The sequence below is a fragment of the Bacillus sp. AF62 genome, from assembly GCF_050312695.1.
In the GTDB taxonomy this organism is placed as follows: Bacteria; Bacillota; Bacilli; order Bacillales; family Bacillaceae_G; genus Bacillus_A; species Bacillus_A cereus.
Window position 1 is genome coordinate 128,887 of the sequence record NZ_JBNPJZ010000088.1, and the last position, 17,040, is coordinate 145,926.

Sequence of the window (17,040 nt, forward strand, 5' to 3'; positions counted from 1 at the left end):
TTACTCACCACATTCCTCTACTTTTTCCAATGAGAAGAAAATGCTTGTGCCTTTACCAAGCTCGCTTTCCGCCCAAATTTCCCCGCCATGTTCTTCAACAATTTGCTTCGCTATTGCTAAACCAAGTCCACTTCCACCTGTGCTAGAATTTCGCGATTGTTCTGCACGATAAAAACGTTCAAAGATATACGGTAGCGTATCAGATTCTATACCTGATCCATTGTCCATCACTTTCACAATAACTTTATTGTTATCACTCGATACTGTTACAGTAATTTTCTTCTCTTCTTTATCCATGTACTTCACACTATTATGAATTAAATTTGATATAACTCTATTTATCTTTTCGCAATCAGCCGTTACATATAATGGCGATGAATGTAATTGTAAGTTAACTTCTATACCTTCTTCACTTAAATCCATCTGCATCTCTTCTATTAATTCTTGCATAAACGTATTTAATTCAACTGTCTCAAATTGGAATGGAACTCGATTCAAATCGAGCTTCGAAAACAAAAAGAGTTCATCAATGAGTGTGTCCATATGTTTTGCCTTCGTGTGAATTGTCGTTAAATACTTATCCATTTTTTCTGGCGTATTTGCTACCCCGTCTTTTATTCCTTCTACATATCCGATAATAGATGTAATCGGTGTTTTTAAATCATGCGATATGTTTGAAATAAGTTCTTTTCGATTTTCTTCATACTGCGTTTGTACTTCAATCGATTCTTTTAACTTCTTCCTCATTTCCTCAAATCCTTGATTTAATTGACCTATTTCATCGTGCGATGTAACTGGCATTTGAAAATCTAAATTTCCTTCTTTAATTTTCTCTGTTGCGCCTTTCAATACAAAAATTGGTTTTATTACACTTCTTGAAACGAGATAACTTAATAACCCAATAAGTAAAATAGCTAATAGTAAAAGCGATACGAATAAGATTGGAAATAATTTTTGTGTAAGATCTACAAATGAACTTTGCTTTTTTAGTACAAATATACTCCCTTCTTCTTTCTCTGCAAAATAAAAATCAAATTTTACATATCGATAAAATGTATCACCTAGTTCCGTTGTACCACGACTATTAATATTTGCTGCTTCAAATTTCGGAAGGGCTTCTGTTAAAGTCGAACTTTCAAAACCCTTTGTAGCATAAGAAATGTTTTCTCCCTTTCTTACAATTATTTTCACGCCTTCTTTTTCAATTGATGAAACGAACGATTCATCTAATAATTGAGATTGATGTTGCTTTGCCGCTAGTTTTAATTCAAGATAGGCATTCTCTTCTTCTGGTGTAAGCGGCTTTTGAATGTAAGAACTTTTATAGAAATTTTTCACTGCTTCCAAGTCACCTGTTATCGAAAAAACAATTAAAAATCCCGCGACTAATATGAGTGTAATAGAAACGAGAATTACAGCAATATAAGAAAATAAAAACCTTGTTTTAATAGACATCATTTACATCCTCACTTTACCCATCCTTCATATTCATAAGCATAAAAATATATGTTCAAATACTCAAGCGATTTTATAGTAATTTTAGCGTCAGTTTATAAAAATTTAATGTTCCTATTTTACAGTTGAAATTAGGAGGTTGAAATTCCATGTTCAAAAAAACATTCAGTATGATATGTTGCGTAATTTTTTTACAAGGATGCTCGCAAGAACAAGAAGTAAAAAAGGAGATGATAAACATGGAGACTGCACTACTAGCAGCTACTGAAAAAAATGAAACGAATACTATTATATCTTTACTAAAACAAGGCTCAAATATAAATGCGACGGATAATCAAGGACGCACTCCGCTTATGATTGCAACATACAAAAATGATGTAAAAACCGCAAAAATGCTTATCGAAGCTGGTGCTGACGTAAACATCCAAGATGACATGAAAAACAATCCCTTTCTATACGCCGGTGCGGAAGGTTACTTAGACATTTTAAAGCTAACAATTGATGCTGGTGCAGATCCTACGATTACAAATCGTTACGGTGGAACAGCTCTTATCCCAGCCTCAGAACATGGCTATATTGAAGTTATAAAAGAACTCCTCACTCGAACAAATATTGATGTAAATCATGTAAATAACCTCGGATGGACAGCTTTAATGGAAGCCATCGTACTAAATAACGGAAACGAAACACAGCAACAAGTCATTCGCCTTCTTATTGAGCACGGTGCAGATGTAAATATTCCAGACCATGATGGTGTTACCCCGTTAGAGCATGCTCGCGCTCATCACTTTGAAGAGATAGAGAAGATTTTGTTAGAAGGACGTAAGTAAAAAGCTAATTTTTGCCTTCCTCCCCCACCCTATGCTACATTTAAGCCGTTACATTAATATTAATAGGGTGGGAATAAAAATGAACAAACCTAAAATTGGGATGATTGGACTTGGAAGTATTGCGCAAAAGGCCTATCTTCCAACACTTACAAAAGAAACAGATTGGAATTTTGTAGGGGCGTTTACACCTAACGAGGAGAAAAGAAAACAAGTTTGCCAGCAATACCGGATTCAAGACTTTCATTCTATTGAAATGTTAGCTTCGGAATGCGATGCAATCTTCGTGCATAGTTCAACTGCATCACATTATGAAATCGTTTCTGAACTTCTGAAAAAAGGGATCGACGTTTATGTTGATAAGCCGCTAGCAGCTACAGTGGAACAAGCTGAGCAACTAGTCGAGTTGAGCGAGAAGTATAACCGAAAATTAATGGTCGGATTTAATCGCAGATTCGTTCCTATGTATGTCGCTGCCAAAGAACAGGCTAATGATATTTCATGGATTCGAATTGAAAAGCATCGTACAAATAAAGTCGGGCCATATACGTACGACTTCACTATGTTAGATGATTATTTACACATTGTAGATACTGCTCGCTGGTTAGCTAATGATGACCTTAACGCCGTCCACAATATGATGCAAATCAATGAAAAGAATGAACTTCTTTACGGACATCATACATATACAACTCCAAGTGGACTGTTACTTTCTACTGCAATGCATCGCCATGCCGGTACAAATTTAGAACAAATTGAACTTGTAACGCCAGGGAAAATCATTCGCGTAAAAAATATGAATACATTTGAAATTGAACAGGAAAACTCAGTTTCACAAAGTGGTTCCCCATCATGGGATACGACGTTAAAACAACGTGGTTTTGAAGATGCTGTTCATCATTTTATTGAGTGTGTACAAGGCGATACAAAGCCTGTTGTAGATGGATTAGAAGGATTAAAAACGCAGCAAATGCTACAATCTTTACTAGATGATGTAAACAAAAATTAAAACGGATACATTTTTCAGAATTTACTTTCATTCCCATTTCCTCTTTATTTCTCTCGTAAATTTCTATAGAATATGTTGATAGGAATTATAAATTTCATAATGAATCGTGGAAAGGATGGGATTAACACATGTGGAACGAGTTTAAAAAATTCGCATTCAAAGGTAATGTAATCGATTTAGCTGTCGGGGTTGTAATCGGTGCTGCATTCGGTAAAATCGTTAGTTCTTTAGTAAAAGATATCATCACACCATTACTTGGTATGGTATTAGGTGGCGTTGACTTTACAGATTTAAAAATTACATTCGGTAAATCATCTATTATGTATGGTAACTTCATCCAAACTATTTTTGATTTCTTAATTATTGCAGCTGCTATCTTTATGTTTGTTAAAGTTTTCAACAAACTAACATCTAAAAGAGAAGAAGAAAAAGAGGAAGAACTTCCAGAACCAACAAAAGAAGAAGAACTTCTTGGCGAAATTCGCGACTTACTAAAACAGCAAAACTCTTCTAAAGATAGAGCATAATTGAACGGATAAAAAGGCATGTCCCTCGGGACATGCCTTTTCTATATGCTATAACGTTTCCGAATTCATATGAATAAATAAAATAATACCAGCAACCATAAGTACCATAATGCTACCTGCAAATAGTGTAATACCAATAAACATTAAACTTGTGCTCATATCTACTGATACACTTTCAATAAAAATAGAAATTACATACGTGATAAGGGCAATTCCTGCAAGAATACTTCCTGGAACAAATCGCTTTAAGCCATTTTGTTTTAACGTCATATATGCAAAAATAGCAGTCATACAAAGCGTAATTATCCAAAGAACGATCATCTCTTCTCCCCCCTCACAAGCCTTTTCTTTCTATTATACATGACATTGCCCTATAATAGGTAAATTTGCACTTATGTGACATATAACAAGGAATCATACAATTTATAGAGAAATCTTCTAAATAAGCTATAAACTAGGGAGAATTTCAATTGGAAGATGATATTGTAGGATATTTTAAACAAGTAGAGCGATTCGATTAAATTACAATTGACTTAGACAAAGATGAAACCATTATTACTGGCCATGTGAAACAATATAATCCTTCTAGATTAGAACAGTTAATACAAAGTTTTAAAACGCACTGCCCAAACATGCCTTGAACATAATTTACGAAGCGCTGAAGAACTTTTTGCATTTTGGAAAAGAAATTGACCACTGGGAAAATATGGATATTTTTCATGTAAATTGATATAATTACCATATACAAATATTCTTTGTAAGGGAGTGTTCATAATGATTTGGATTTCACTAATCGTATTAGCTTATTTCATCATTCTCGTCCCAATACAGTACAACTACATTAAAATGCTCAAAGAAAAACAGAAAAAAATGAATGTCTCACAAAACGAACTATATGACAACATGTCTTATGAAGAATCCCAAGTGCATTACCATTATCAAAGTAACGTATTTACAATACCTGCTTCGCTTGTCGCAAGTATTATTTATAAAGTGAAACATGCAGCATAATGTGTACGCTGTAAAATTATTGTTTGAGTCTGTTCATGCTGGTGAGCCTGATCCTACGAAAATTGATGAGCATTATGAAGAGAATCACGATACACTTTTTGAAGAAAGTATTATTCTTGTTAAAGCAAACAGTTTAGAAGAAGCTCATGAACTAGGTGAAAATATAGCTATACAATCGGAGCACACATACGATAATATGTATGATGAGCAAATCACATGGACGTTCCGAAAAGTGTTACATGTGTTTGAATTAGACGATACGCCATTTGAAACTGGAAAAGAATTGTACGCAAGATTTTTACACGTTAAGAAAAATGAAACTGTAGATACAGTAATTGAAAAATATTATCCTGAATATGAATAAAAGCTCACAGCAATCGCTGTGAGCTTTTTTATACTTACTTCGTTGAATCTCTAAATTGGATACGGTGAGGTAAGATAACAGTGTGATCTTCTACTTTTTCTTTGTTCATATACTTTGTTAATAGACGCATTGCTACTGCACCGATATCATACATCGGTTGTACAACTGTTGAAAGTTGCGGACGAACCATTAATGCAAGGCGTGTATTATCGAAACCAAGTACTTCTACGTCAGTTGGTACGTTTAATCCAGCGTCTTGTGCTGCGTGGATTACACCTAGTGCCATTTCATCAGACGATACGAAGATTGCTGTTGGCTTTTCATCATTGCTCCAAAGCTTTTCGAATGCTTCGATACCTGAGTCATATGTGTAATCTCCATCGATTACAAGATTTTCATCATATGAAATACCTTCTTCTTCTAAAGCTTTTTTATAACCTTGTAACTTTTTCGCGCTTCCCGCTTTATCAATGAATGGACCAGAGACGAAACCGATACGCTTATGTCCTTGCTCAATAAAGTGCTTCATTGCATCGTAAGCTGCTTGTGTATAATCAATATTTACTGATGGCGTTTCATTTTGCTCATCGAATGACGCTGCTAATACAATTGGTACTGGAGATTTTTTAAATTCTTCAATGTGAATGTCTGTAATATCTTCACCCATGAAAACAATTCCGTCCACTTGCTTTCCAAGCATCGTATTTAATAAATGGAACTCTTTCTCTTTGTTTTGGTCAGAGTTACTTAAAATGATGTTATATTTGTACATTGTTGCGATATCTTCAATTCCACGTGCAAGTTCTGCATAAAACGTATTTGAGATATCAGGAATAATAACACCTACTGTAGTTGTCTTCTTACTTGCTAGTCCACGTGCTACCGCATTTGGGCGGTACCCTAAACGATCAATTGCTTCTAATACTTTCTTTCTTGTTGTAGGCTTTACATTTGGGTTACCGTTCACAACGCGTGATACGGTAGCCATTGAAACGTTCGCTTCGCGCGCTACATCATAGATTGTTACGTTCATCTCATCGCACACTCCTTCTATTTTTGTTATCTATTTTTATGTATCGGTTACTTGAATGAAAAAAAGACATCAACTCTATTTGCAGATGCCACCAATCGTCCCGAGTTCTTCCTTTTACTAATGATACGATAAAAACGCAGGCTCATACAATATTTTCCCGCAAAAGTTTCGAAAAAATTCGCTTCTTTTCTCGTATTTTCGTATTTTTTATGAAAAAAGAGCATTTTTTGTAAAAAAATAGATGTTTCCTAAGTAGAAATCTTATTTTAAGCAGTACGATAGTAAATGAAATTTATATCGACGATTTTTCGAATATATGAACCGTAACTCGAAATATATCAGCGATTTTCCAAATATATCTACCACAACTCTAATTATATCAGCGATTTTTTAAATATATCAACTTACCAACAAAAATCGACAATGACAGTCTCTATACAGATGCCCCAAAACGCCTTATTGGAACAGCTCATTAAAAGCTTTTATAATTTACTTCCAAATGATTTTAATTCATTCATAAAATCATTGAACTGCGGAATATTCATTTTCTGCGCCTCATCTGATAAAGCTACAGCGGGATTTGGATGTACTTCAGCCATAATTGCGTCTGCACCAATTGCCATCGCTGCTTTTGCAGTTGATAAGAGAAGGTCACGTCGCCCTGTAGAATGCGTTACATCGACAACAACAGGTAAATGTGTTCCTTTCTTTAAAATCGGTACAGCGGAAATATCAAGCGTCTTACGCGTCACTCTTTCATACGTGCGAATACCTCGTTCACATAAAATAATGTTCCCATTTCCCTTTGCCATAATATATTCTGCCGCATTAATGAATTCTTCAATCGTTGCTGATAGACCACGTTTTAATAATACTGGTTTATTTACAGCACCAGCTGCCCTTAGCAAATCAAAGTTTTGCATATTGTGAGTGCCAATTTGAATAACATCAACGTAATCTAATGACATCTCAATATCATTTGGATTTAAAATTTCACTAATAACAGCCAAATCATATTTATCTGCTACTTGGCGTAAAATTTGTAATCCTGCTAATCCAAGACCTTGAAAATCATACGGTGAAGTATGTGGCTTGAAAGCACCACCACGCATTAATTTCAACAATCGTATCTTCTATTTTTTCTTACAAGACACAAGTAGTGCTTTACGATGATCCTCTTCTTGTAACTCTAAACCAACTTGAAAAATTTGTTTGAAAATATGTTGTAAAGTCGAAGTTTCAAATGGACCATTATTATTCTCTACAATTAAATCCAGCATATTTCTTTCACGTACAGGATCAAAACGTTTCACACCTTATACTTCTTTTAAAGTACCAACTTCTTGTACGAGACGACCTCTTTCGTTTAATAACTCTAATATTTGTAAATTAAGTTGATCAATTTCAGAACGTAAACGACCTAATTGTTGTGATGCCATAAAAAAGCCACATCTTTCAAATTCCTATATATTACTTTTTTAAGATAACTTATTATAGTTGATACATATACGATTGTCACACGATATACAGCAATGAATTATCATCAAAAAACATTGTATATTTTCATTTAAAATAAAAAAAAAGACAGTTTACATACTGTCTTTTTTACAAGAAGGAAACAAACGGTTTATCACTGTTTTTCTCTTTTATAATAACGGCCTCAATTTTACTCTCGGACTTGATCTGTAATTGTACTTTCGCATCTTTAGGCAATTTGTCCAACATACCTTGCGCAGCCAATTGGGTAAGAGCCATTAATTCTGTTTTACCGTTATATTTAATAACAATATTCATATTTAATGTATCCATTTGATCTTTCTTATAAGAAACTTTTGCGTTGACTGGAATAAAATCTCCAGTAGAAAAACCTTTTATTTCCTTAGCAAAGTTAGTTATTTTTGTATTATCTTCTCCATGTGCTTGTGTAAATTCATCAGAAGGATATGAATACGACTTTTCATCAATTGTACTCCAATTTCCAAGGTTCGTATCATTCTTTTGAACAGTAGCACTAGCAATATACGTACCATTTTTTAAAGAACTTGTACTTTCTTGCTTAAAGATAGCAAACGTAATTGGAGATTTGTTATATTTATCATTTTTGTTAATAGCTTCAATAAGTTGTTTAGCAACTTCAGACCCTTTAGACATAGCTTCTTCATTCGATACACTTGAAGACATAGCTAAGCCAATCATAACACCAGATAAACTTAATTCATTTGAATTCTGTTTTCCGAAATAGTCTTGTTCTATAATATTCGTCAAAACTGGCGCTTCTACTTTCGCAACTAGTTCATCAACTAGTTTCTCTGGAATATACTGATTTAATTGCAGTACGTGGCTCTCTGTATCAAATTGCTGCGTTGCAATATTTATTAAACCATTTTCATACTCTGCTAAATCTAATTTAGAATTTGTTTTTATATTAGCTGTATTAATAACCTTTTGTTCTTTTAAAGGAATAACAGTTCTATAATAATCTTTAGAAACAGCAGTTCTCGGAATCATACTTTTTTCTTTTGTATCTTTTTGTATAACTTCATCCTTCTTACTAATCGTATTACTATTGTTACTACAAGCTCCCAGTAATAAACTTACGACTGCGAAGGATAATGCCATTTTCTTCATTACTTAAAACCTACTTTCAACAATCTAGTTATTTAGTTTGAACTATTAATAGTGTACCATTAAATATATTTCAACAAAAACAAAAAAAAGAAGCAAGCACCTTTAGCTTGCTTCTTTTTACTTTATATTCTCTTCTAAAGCATCTTTTTTAATATTCCAATGAGATGTATTCCATACTACCATACCATCTTTTATGTATAATACTTGCGGTGATTCATGTCTAATACTGTATTGTTCTGCAACACGATTTGACACATCTCTTGCATCTTGTACGTATAAGTAATACGCTGGCACTTCTCTTTCTTCACTGCAATACGCTTGAAATTCTGTGTATGCACCGTGACTAATCGGGCATGTCGTACTATGTTTAAAAAGAACATACGGCTCATTCTTTTCTACTAAGACTTCAAGCTCTTCAATTGTTTCAAGCTTTGTCATATTCATCACGATTCACCTCTCATACGAAATCTAGAGCGCTTCTCTTTCTTTTCAGCGTTTTTCTCAATTCTTTCTAATTTACGCTCTTCTTTTTCAACCTTCTTCTCTTGTCTCGACGCACGGTAATGATTGTATACTTCAATCGCCGCACTGCTCCACTGTACAACTTGCGCTACTTTATCAGCGTTATTTTCAATTTCGTCCGTTACAGAGTCTGATACATTACGAAGCTTCGTATTTAAAGATTGGATTGTCGTTCCAATCCCATCTACACCCGCTACCACTTTATTTAATGACTGTGACTTCTGTTGAATATCATCAGCTAACGCATTCGTTTTATGTAATAATTGCTCTGTCTCTACGCTAATTCCTTGCATTTGTTTTTCTAAACCTTCTAACGTGCTTGCAACGTTTTCTAACGTCTTCTGAACCGATAACAACGTTCTGCATACATACACTACTAATACTGCGAAAGCAACCGCGATAATAGCCGCACTTACATATAAAAGAACTTGCATTTCATCACTTCCTTTATCTTTTTCATACTTTCCCCTATTATACAATCATTTTCCGTTTCATTCTAATCCCTATCTCATCATTAGAATTTTCATACTTATTCGTTAACTGTAACATAAATCATTCAACAAATTCCACTAAGTAGGTTACAATAGGAGAGGATACATAATTAGTAGGGAGGCTTTACATATGAAAGATCCACGTATTGAAAAGTTAGCATACAATTTAATTAACTACTCTATCCGCTTACAAAAAGGTGAAAAAGTATTAATTGAAAACTTTGGCTTACAAAAAGAACTTGTAACTGCACTTGTAAAAGAAGCATATGCAGCTGGTGGTTTCCCATTCGTCTCTTTAAAAGATCATCAAGTAGATCGCTCTTTATTAATGGGTGCTACTGAAGAACATTTCGAACAAATCGCTGCATATGAAGCAAGCGTAATGAAAGACATGGACGCTTATATCGGTCTTCGCTCTGGCGATAATATTAATGAACAAGCTGACGTTCCAAGTGAGCGTATGAAAGTTCATGGCCAAACAGTTGGCAAAAAAGTTCATAGAGACATTCGCGTTCCAAAAACACGCTGGGTTGTTCTTCGCTATCCAAATGCTTCTATGGCACAGCTTGCTAAAATGAGTACAGAAGCTTTCGAAGACTTCTACTTTGAAGTATGTAACTTAGACTACGGTAAAATGGATAAGGCGATGGATAGCCTTGTTACATTAATGAATAAAACAGATAAAGTTCGTTTAACTGGTCCTGGAACTGACTTAACATTCTCTATTAAAGACATTCCAGCAATTAAATGCTCAGGTCATTTAAACATTCCAGATGGTGAAGTATACTCTGCACCAGTTCGTGACTCTGTTAACGGTACAGTTTCTTACAACACACCATCTCCTTACAACGGTTATACATTTGAAAATGTACAACTTAAGTTCGAGAACGGCCAAATCGTTGAAGCAACTGCAAACGATTCAGAACGCATTAACAAAATCTTCGATACAGACGAAGGCGCACGCTACGTTGGTGAATTCGCAATTGGCGTAAACCCATACATCTTACATCCAATGGGAGACATCCTATTCGATGAAAAAATCGATGGCAGCTTCCACTTCACTCCTGGACAAGCTTACGACGATGCATGGAATGGTAACAACTCAAACATCCATTGGGACTTAGTATGCATCCAACGCCCTGAATACGGCGGCGGTGAAATTTACTTCGACGACGTACTAATCCGTAAAGACGGACGCTTCGTTGTACCTGAACTAGAAGCTTTAAACCCAGAGAACTTAAAATAATAAAAAACGCTCGGAATTATATCCGAGCGTTTTTTATTATCCTCACCCTATATCGATCTACTGTTCTTACTTTTTGTTTGCTGAAAATGAAAATAATATAAAAGCGCCACTGCGATAGTACCTATTAATATTGGTTCATATAAGGGCAGATCCCATTTCATATATACTCTAGTGCAAATAGCAAACACAAGCAAAATTTCCAAACAAAACAAAGGTTTTACATATTTCATTTCTTACCTACCATTTCTATTTTCACATGCGGATTTTCTTTCTCGATAAGCGCCAAAAATTCATTCATATTTTGCGGCATCGCAATTATATGTACTTTATATGCATTCGTCGTAATTTCAAGCGATTTCCTAACTTGACGAATTATTCTTATCTCTTTCAATACAATATCGTCATTTAAAACACCGTACTTTAATACGCCATTTTCTACTTTATGTTTTTTAATAAATACTTCCCAAACAAGTGGTACATTTACAATGAAGCATAAACCCATCCCAATCAACGCCGATATCCAATGCGCTTTATTAGTGAAAAGCATGACAATTGGATATATACACATAAAAGCTAACGTAAGACAAACAAAAATGACTACTGACTTACTTCTTTGAATTGGAAAGTTCATACCTACACCCCCTAATCCAAATTATACCACTATTTCCATTTTAGTTCATAGAAAAAGGCCATTTCTAAATGACCTTTTACACAATGTACCTATAAAATTTCTTATCTACCTGTAACACTGGAAAATTTTTCGGCAACTGATCTATACTCACACTTTGAAAACCATTCTTTTCATAAAAACGATGTGCCGCTAAAAATTTTACTGTTGTTCCTAAGTAAATATCTTTCAATTTTTTATCCTCAGCCCATGAAATTGCTGTTTGAAGCAACATATGTGATGCGCCCCATTCTTTTCCACGAAACTCTTTTTGTACGAACATTTTTCTTAGCGCTACTTGATGATTCTCAATATCTAATAAAGCTACTGTTCCAACTACTTTACCATCATAAATTGCTACCCAAAAGTTTCCGTGATCCTTTTGATAGAATGTTTCTATTTCAAGTAAATCAGGTTGCTCTTCTTTCGTAATGGGAACATTATACTCTTTTTGCTGAATATGAACGATAAGATCTACTACTTCCTCTTGAAACGTACTTTCATACGGAACAATACCAATTTTCTCGTTCATCGAATTTCTTTCCACTCTGAAGCTAATAAACTATATACAGCGACATCATGGAAATGATCATATAACCATTCTTCATCTCGTAAAATACCATCTAACTTAAACCCTAAACGCTCTGGAATAGCGCGACTTTTCACATTTTCAACACCGCATCGGATTTCCATTTTATTTAATTTTAAATACTCAAATGCATATTGAAGCACAGCCTTCACGCTACGCGTCATAACGCCTTTTCCTCCAGTATCTTCTGCAAGGTAATACCCAAGACTCGCGGCTTTCTTCCCCCAGCTCACTGGATGAATACCTACCATCCCAACGAGCTTTCCTTTGTAACGTATACCACTTTCAAAACCGTCTCCCTCTGCAAATTTCTTTAACCACATCGGAAAAATCTCATCATAAGCATCAGCAGATTTTGTCCCATCTACCCAAGGGAGCCATTTTCGTAAATGATTACGGTTTTGATCTAATAATTGATATAATTCCTCTTTATGATGTTTTTCTAGTAATTGTAGTTCGATTTCGTCATCTACTCGGAGTGTGAACATGCTTTTTAGTCCCCTTTTTAGTTTTCTTATTATTCTAACATTTTTAGGTGTAAAAAGTTAAATATTAACACTGTCTTTTGATTTTCTTTGTATAAAACCAGAAGAATACGATACTCCCGTAATAACTAATATCATTCCTACAGATTGTGCAGATGTTATATTGAATCCTTCAATAAAAGAAATAAGTATTGTAACAACAGGCACTAGATTAAAAAATAATGATGTCCTTGCTGCACCAATTTGAGCAATTCCATTATTCCACCATAAGTAACCAAGCACACTCATTCCAATTGCCATAAAGAGAATTGCTCCCCATGCCAACAAAGGAATTTCTAAAACTGGTACTATACTTTTTTGTGTAGAAGATATGATAATAAAGGCAAGTGCACCAATAGTCATCGTATATGTCGTCGTTTGTATTGGATTACCAGTTTTAATAAACCGTCTGCCTAGCACGCCGTATAACGCCCAGCAAATATTCCCTAATAAAATATAAAAATCCCCTTTTGAAAATGATAAATGTTGTAGTATTGTAAACGAACCTTGTGTAAGTACAAAAACAACGCCAATTAGTGCAAGTAACATTCCAATAGCTTGGCGCTTCACAATTTTCTCTCGTAAAATGACACTTGCTAACAGCGTCGTAACGAGAGGATTTGTCGCCATAATAAGTGCACCATTAACAGCTTCTGTATATTTCATTCCTAAAAAGAAAAAGAAGTTAAAGCCGAATACACCAACAATACCTAGCAAAAGATAATAGGTCCTATTCTGCATCCATACTTTCAAATCAAAATCTTTTCGTATTTTTAACAAACATAACATCACAAATGCAGCAATCCCAAAACGCCATGCTGCTATATGAATTACGTCGAAATACTGCACCGCATATTTCGACGCATTAAATGTCCCACCAGTAAATATCGCAAAACCTAATAACTGCGTATATACTTTATTTTTCATTGCCGGCCTCCAAGTCCTTTTCTTCTAGAAAACCGTAATAAATTTCTAACTTCTCCTCCGTTAGCTGAACAACTTTTTGCAATTGTTCCTGCTGTTCTTTTAATCGCTCCAAGTGCGTTGTTAAAATGGAAATTCTCTTTTTTACTTTCGCTGGTACTTCCTCTTTCTTCTGCCTAATTTCCTCTATAATGCACCCATCACTTGCAAACTCAGCCATCTCTTCTAATGACATCCCAGTTTGTTTTAATGAATATAAAAATTTTAATAAACGTACATCGCCTTCTGTATATTGACGAATACCACTATATCGCGTTGGTGGTGGTAATAAACCTAATTTCTCATAGTAGCGCAAAGTGTGAATGCCCATCCCTGTTAATTCTGCTACTTCACCGATTTTATACATGTTCTCTCCCCCTTGTTTTTACATTTTCATCTTACAACCTAGAGTTAGCTCTAGGTCAATACATAAATAAAAGTTGAACACAACAAAAAAGACGCACAGCCACCGCTATGCGTCTTTTCTATTATTTCTCTGCAACTTGAACTTCTTTTACGTAAGCTGCTTCGAATTTTTGGATGTCACCTGCGCCCATGAAAATTAGAACGCCGTTTTTATGTTTCTTTAATACATCCGTTGTTGTATCTGTAATTAATTCTGCACCGTCAATACGCTTTTGCAGATCTTCGATTGTTAATTCACCTTTGTTTTCACGTGCTGATCCGAAAATATCACATAAGTATACTTGGTCAGCTTTGCTTAAGCTTTCTGCGAACTCATCTAAGAACTTTTCTGTACGTGAGAATGTATGTGGCTGGAATACAGCGACAACTTCACGCTCTGGATGCTTTTGACGAGCAGCTTCAATCGTTGCATTAATTTCTGTCGGATGGTGTGCGTAGTCATCGATGATTACTTGCTCTCCCATCGGCTTTTCATTAAAGCGACGTTTTACGCCTTCAAAAGTTGTTAATTGATGTTTTACTGCTTCTACATCAACGTTTTCATAATGACAAAGCGCGATTACTGCTAATGCATTTAATACGCTATGGTTGCCGTATCCTGTAATTTTGAACGTGTCATAGTACGTATTACGAACGAATACATCGAATATCGTGCCATCTGTTCTCTTTTGAATGTTACGTGCTTGGAAATCATTATCTTCTCCAAATCCATAGAAAATAACAGGTACTTTCGCTTGAATTTTTTGAAGTTCTTCATCATCTCCACATGCAATAATGCCTTTTTTCACTTGCAATGCCATCTCTTGGAATGCACTGAATACATCATTGATGTCTGCAAAATAATCTGGATGATCAAAATCAATATTCGTCATAATTGCATAGTCTGGATTGTAAGACAAGAAATGACGACGATACTCACAAGCTTCAAATACAAAATACTTACTATTTTCTACCCCATGCCCTGTTCCATCTCCAATAAGGTAAGATGTCGGGTGTGCACCTTGCATTACATGGGCTAACAAACCTGTTGTTGATGTTTTTCCGTGTGCACCAGTTACAGCAACACTTGTGTATTGGCTCATCAGGTCACCTAAGAAATGATGGTAACGATGGACTGGGATGTTTAATTCTTTTGCTGCTACGATTTCTTCATGCGTATCAGGAAATGCATTTCCTGCAATAATCACTTGTCCTTCTTCTACATTATTCTTATCAAAAGGAAGGATCGAGATACTACGCTTTTCCAACGCTGTTTGTGTAAAGAAACGCTTTTCATAATCAGACCCTTGAACAGTATGCTTCATATCATGAAGAATTTGCGCTAATGAACTCATTCCTGTTCCTTTAATTCCTACAAAATGGTAAACTGTCATCTTAAAGAACCTCCAACATTTCGAACTAATACAACGGCCTATCTATAAGACAGTATATGAATCTTTTCTTATTTTGGTAATCATCATACATTTTTGATGTAGTGAAGTTATTCTTTCCCTTCACTTATCAGGATAAACTCGTACGTACTTCTTTATATGTCCATAACAAGTCCATTATAGCAAAAAAGAAGCCGCTATACTATGATAACAGAAAAACTGATAGGGTCAATCACCTATCAGTTTTTCTCTCTTTTACATATCTTCTCTTTTTTCTAATTGAACACGCTCTAAACGTGGGTTTGGACGATATTTACGACCAGCTTTTGCTTCTGGTTTCCCATTTAATTCTACATTATCACCAGTAAAGCCAATATTCATTTTTAACAAGCTACTTCCTACCCCGTATATGTCAACAGGTACCTTTTGAGCTTCAAATTCACGAATACGTTTTTCATCAAATCCACCAGTTACAACGATGTCTACATGCTGGAATCCTTCTTCATCAAGCGCCTTGCGAAGTGCAAATACGAGCGATGGGTTTACACCACGTGGATCGAATGTTCCAAGTACTTCTGGGTGGCGAATAAAGTATTGATCAATCATTGTGCGAGACGTATCTACACGCACACCTTTTAATGTTGATCCAAACTCACGCGCTACACGAAGTGCATCTGTAATAACATCATTATTGTAATCAATTAGTACAACTAATTCATCTTCTGGGAATTTCTTATGATATGCTTTTGCCGCTTCTACAACATCACCATTAAACATTTGAATTAATGCGTGAGGCATTGTTCCCATACCACTTCTGCCCCACCATTCATTCATCGCATGCGTCGCTTGTGCGCTCATACCTCCGATGTATGCTGCATAACCGTCACCAGCTTGTTGTGTATAATGATCGTCACGATCTCCCATGAAAATAACTGGTTTTTCTTTATCTACACTACGTGCAGCTTGAACAACATTATATACGTTTGTTGCAACCGATGTACGACGAGCTAAAATCCCATCAATAACACCTTCTAAAAATCCGAAATTCTCATAAGGACCATGAATTGTTAACACTGTTTCAAATGGACTAATTTTATCGCCATCTTTTAAAGAGTTAATCTCAAGTTCCTCAGGATTTTTAGCGAATGTTTGTAGCAATGCAATTACTTCATCCGTTCCGCAAAGAACTGTATTTTCCTTTTGGAAAAATTGCATCGTTACAACACTTTTCGGGCGAAATTCTTCGATGATTTCTCTAGTCTTTAAAAAGTAAACGGCAGAGAACCAACCTTCTCCAACACGTTCGTCAAATTTAAATGTTTTATTTGTTAGTCTATTTATTTCACCTTTTAATTTTAATTCAATTTCTTTCATGTCGCTTTACTCCC

General features: G+C 35.1%; 20 protein-coding genes and 1 pseudogene. 6 read left to right on the plus strand and 15 right to left on the minus strand.

The genetic code is table 11. The features are described from left to right. Complete coding sequence (locus ACQRBL_RS23380) at nt 1-1,455, minus strand: HAMP domain-containing sensor histidine kinase (RefSeq protein ID WP_000023857.1); 1,455 nt, start codon at nt 1,453-1,455, stop codon at nt 1-3. A gap of 149 nt (nt 1,456-1,604) precedes the next feature. Between ACQRBL_RS23380 and ACQRBL_RS23385 the strand changes: the two genes are divergently transcribed. The 3 genes from ACQRBL_RS23385 (at nt 1,605) to mscL (ending at nt 3,818) form a co-directional block, all read left to right on the plus strand. After that, on the plus strand, nt 1,605-2,285 hold the full coding sequence (locus tag ACQRBL_RS23385) for an ankyrin repeat domain-containing protein (RefSeq protein ID WP_000474107.1): 681 nt from the start codon (nt 1,605-1,607) through the stop codon (nt 2,283-2,285). 79 nt (nt 2,286-2,364) lie between these two features. Next, complete coding sequence (locus ACQRBL_RS23390) at nt 2,365-3,291, plus strand: Gfo/Idh/MocA family protein (RefSeq protein ID WP_063548786.1); 927 nt, start codon at nt 2,365-2,367, stop codon at nt 3,289-3,291. 128 nt (nt 3,292-3,419) lie between these two features. Further along, nucleotides 3,420-3,818 (plus strand): large-conductance mechanosensitive channel protein MscL, encoded by a 399-nt coding sequence (gene mscL / locus ACQRBL_RS23395; protein ID WP_000267003.1) that lies wholly within the window; start codon nt 3,420-3,422, stop codon nt 3,816-3,818. 48 nt (nt 3,819-3,866) lie between these two features. Here the strand turns inward: mscL and ACQRBL_RS23400 are convergent, their stop codons facing one another. Further along, complete coding sequence (locus ACQRBL_RS23400; protein ID WP_000636589.1) at nt 3,867-4,139, minus strand: DUF3917 domain-containing protein; 273 nt, start codon at nt 4,137-4,139, stop codon at nt 3,867-3,869. Nucleotides 4,140-4,592: 453 nt separating this feature from the next. On the opposite strand from ACQRBL_RS23400, the gene ACQRBL_RS23405 reads away from it, so the two are divergent. Together ACQRBL_RS23405 and ACQRBL_RS23410 are read left to right on the plus strand one after the other, a co-directional pair. After that, on the plus strand, nt 4,593-4,829 hold the full coding sequence (locus tag ACQRBL_RS23405) for a DUF3949 domain-containing protein (RefSeq protein WP_000637899.1): 237 nt from the start codon (nt 4,593-4,595) through the stop codon (nt 4,827-4,829). Nucleotide 4,830: 1 nt separating this feature from the next. After that, a complete protein-coding gene (locus tag ACQRBL_RS23410; protein WP_003271799.1) occupies nt 4,831-5,193 on the plus strand; it encodes a DUF4288 domain-containing protein in 363 nt (120 codons plus the stop codon). Between the two features lie 34 nt (nt 5,194-5,227). Here ACQRBL_RS23410 and ccpA read toward each other — a convergent pair whose 3' ends face one another. From ccpA to ACQRBL_RS23435, 5 genes and pseudogenes are all read right to left on the minus strand, one after another. Continuing rightward, nucleotides 5,228-6,226: a catabolite control protein A gene (gene ccpA, locus ACQRBL_RS23415; RefSeq protein ID WP_001103303.1), complete on the minus strand. Its 999-nt coding sequence runs from the start codon at nt 6,224-6,226 to the stop codon at nt 5,228-5,230. A gap of 482 nt (nt 6,227-6,708) precedes the next feature. Beyond that, nucleotides 6,709-7,665: pseudogene (locus ACQRBL_RS23420) on the minus strand (bifunctional 3-deoxy-7-phosphoheptulonate synthase/chorismate mutase). Between the two features lie 166 nt (nt 7,666-7,831). Beyond that, nucleotides 7,832-8,854, minus strand: a complete 1,023-nt coding sequence (locus tag ACQRBL_RS23425; RefSeq protein WP_000738029.1) for a CamS family sex pheromone protein — start codon at nt 8,852-8,854, stop codon at nt 7,832-7,834. A gap of 117 nt (nt 8,855-8,971) precedes the next feature. Then, a complete protein-coding gene (gene ytxJ, locus ACQRBL_RS23430; protein ID WP_001057469.1) occupies nt 8,972-9,298 on the minus strand; it encodes a bacillithiol system redox-active protein YtxJ in 327 nt (108 codons plus the stop codon). Then, nucleotides 9,298-9,810: a DUF948 domain-containing protein gene (locus ACQRBL_RS23435; protein WP_001197721.1), complete on the minus strand. Its 513-nt coding sequence runs from the start codon at nt 9,808-9,810 to the stop codon at nt 9,298-9,300. The genes ytxJ and ACQRBL_RS23435 overlap by 1 nt, the downstream gene beginning before the upstream one ends. A gap of 187 nt (nt 9,811-9,997) precedes the next feature. On the opposite strand from ACQRBL_RS23435, the gene ACQRBL_RS23440 reads away from it, so the two are divergent. Beyond that, nucleotides 9,998-11,113 (plus strand): aminopeptidase, encoded by a 1,116-nt coding sequence (locus tag ACQRBL_RS23440; protein WP_000654729.1) that lies wholly within the window; start codon nt 9,998-10,000, stop codon nt 11,111-11,113. 47 nt (nt 11,114-11,160) lie between these two features. On the opposite strand, the gene ACQRBL_RS23445 is transcribed toward ACQRBL_RS23440, so the two are convergent. The 8 genes from ACQRBL_RS23445 to ACQRBL_RS23480 all read right to left on the minus strand — a co-directional run bounded on the left by ACQRBL_RS23445 (nt 11,161) and on the right by ACQRBL_RS23480 (nt 17,026). After that, nucleotides 11,161-11,343 carry a hypothetical protein gene (locus tag ACQRBL_RS23445; protein ID WP_023523191.1) on the minus strand — a complete coding sequence of 61 codons (183 nt, stop codon included), beginning with the start codon at nt 11,341-11,343 and terminating at the stop codon, nt 11,161-11,163. Further along, nucleotides 11,340-11,744, minus strand: coding sequence for a PH domain-containing protein (locus tag ACQRBL_RS23450; protein WP_063548790.1), 405 nt, complete (start codon nt 11,742-11,744; stop codon nt 11,340-11,342). The genes ACQRBL_RS23445 and ACQRBL_RS23450 overlap by 4 nt, the downstream gene beginning before the upstream one ends. Before the next feature lie 76 nt (nt 11,745-11,820). Further along, a complete protein-coding gene (locus ACQRBL_RS23455) occupies nt 11,821-12,312 on the minus strand; it encodes a GNAT family N-acetyltransferase (RefSeq protein WP_411995754.1) in 492 nt (163 codons plus the stop codon). After that, nucleotides 12,309-12,857 carry a GNAT family N-acetyltransferase gene (locus tag ACQRBL_RS23460; protein ID WP_000494680.1) on the minus strand — a complete coding sequence of 183 codons (549 nt, stop codon included), beginning with the start codon at nt 12,855-12,857 and terminating at the stop codon, nt 12,309-12,311. The genes ACQRBL_RS23455 and ACQRBL_RS23460 overlap by 4 nt, the downstream gene beginning before the upstream one ends. Nucleotides 12,858-12,914: 57 nt before the next feature. Beyond that, nucleotides 12,915-13,820: a DMT family transporter gene (locus ACQRBL_RS23465; RefSeq protein WP_411995753.1), complete on the minus strand. Its 906-nt coding sequence runs from the start codon at nt 13,818-13,820 to the stop codon at nt 12,915-12,917. Then, complete coding sequence (locus tag ACQRBL_RS23470) at nt 13,810-14,223, minus strand: MerR family transcriptional regulator (RefSeq protein WP_000276605.1); 414 nt, start codon at nt 14,221-14,223, stop codon at nt 13,810-13,812. Before ACQRBL_RS23470 ends, ACQRBL_RS23465 begins: the two co-directional genes overlap by 11 nt. A 121-nt stretch (nt 14,224-14,344) precedes the next feature. Then, nucleotides 14,345-15,655: a UDP-N-acetylmuramate--L-alanine ligase gene (gene murC, locus ACQRBL_RS23475; RefSeq protein WP_000219469.1), complete on the minus strand. Its 1,311-nt coding sequence runs from the start codon at nt 15,653-15,655 to the stop codon at nt 14,345-14,347. A 252-nt stretch (nt 15,656-15,907) separates the two neighbouring features. Next, nucleotides 15,908-17,026, minus strand: coding sequence for a nicotinate phosphoribosyltransferase (locus ACQRBL_RS23480; protein WP_411995752.1), 1,119 nt, complete (start codon nt 17,024-17,026; stop codon nt 15,908-15,910). Nucleotides 17,027-17,040: the final 14 nt, after the last annotated feature.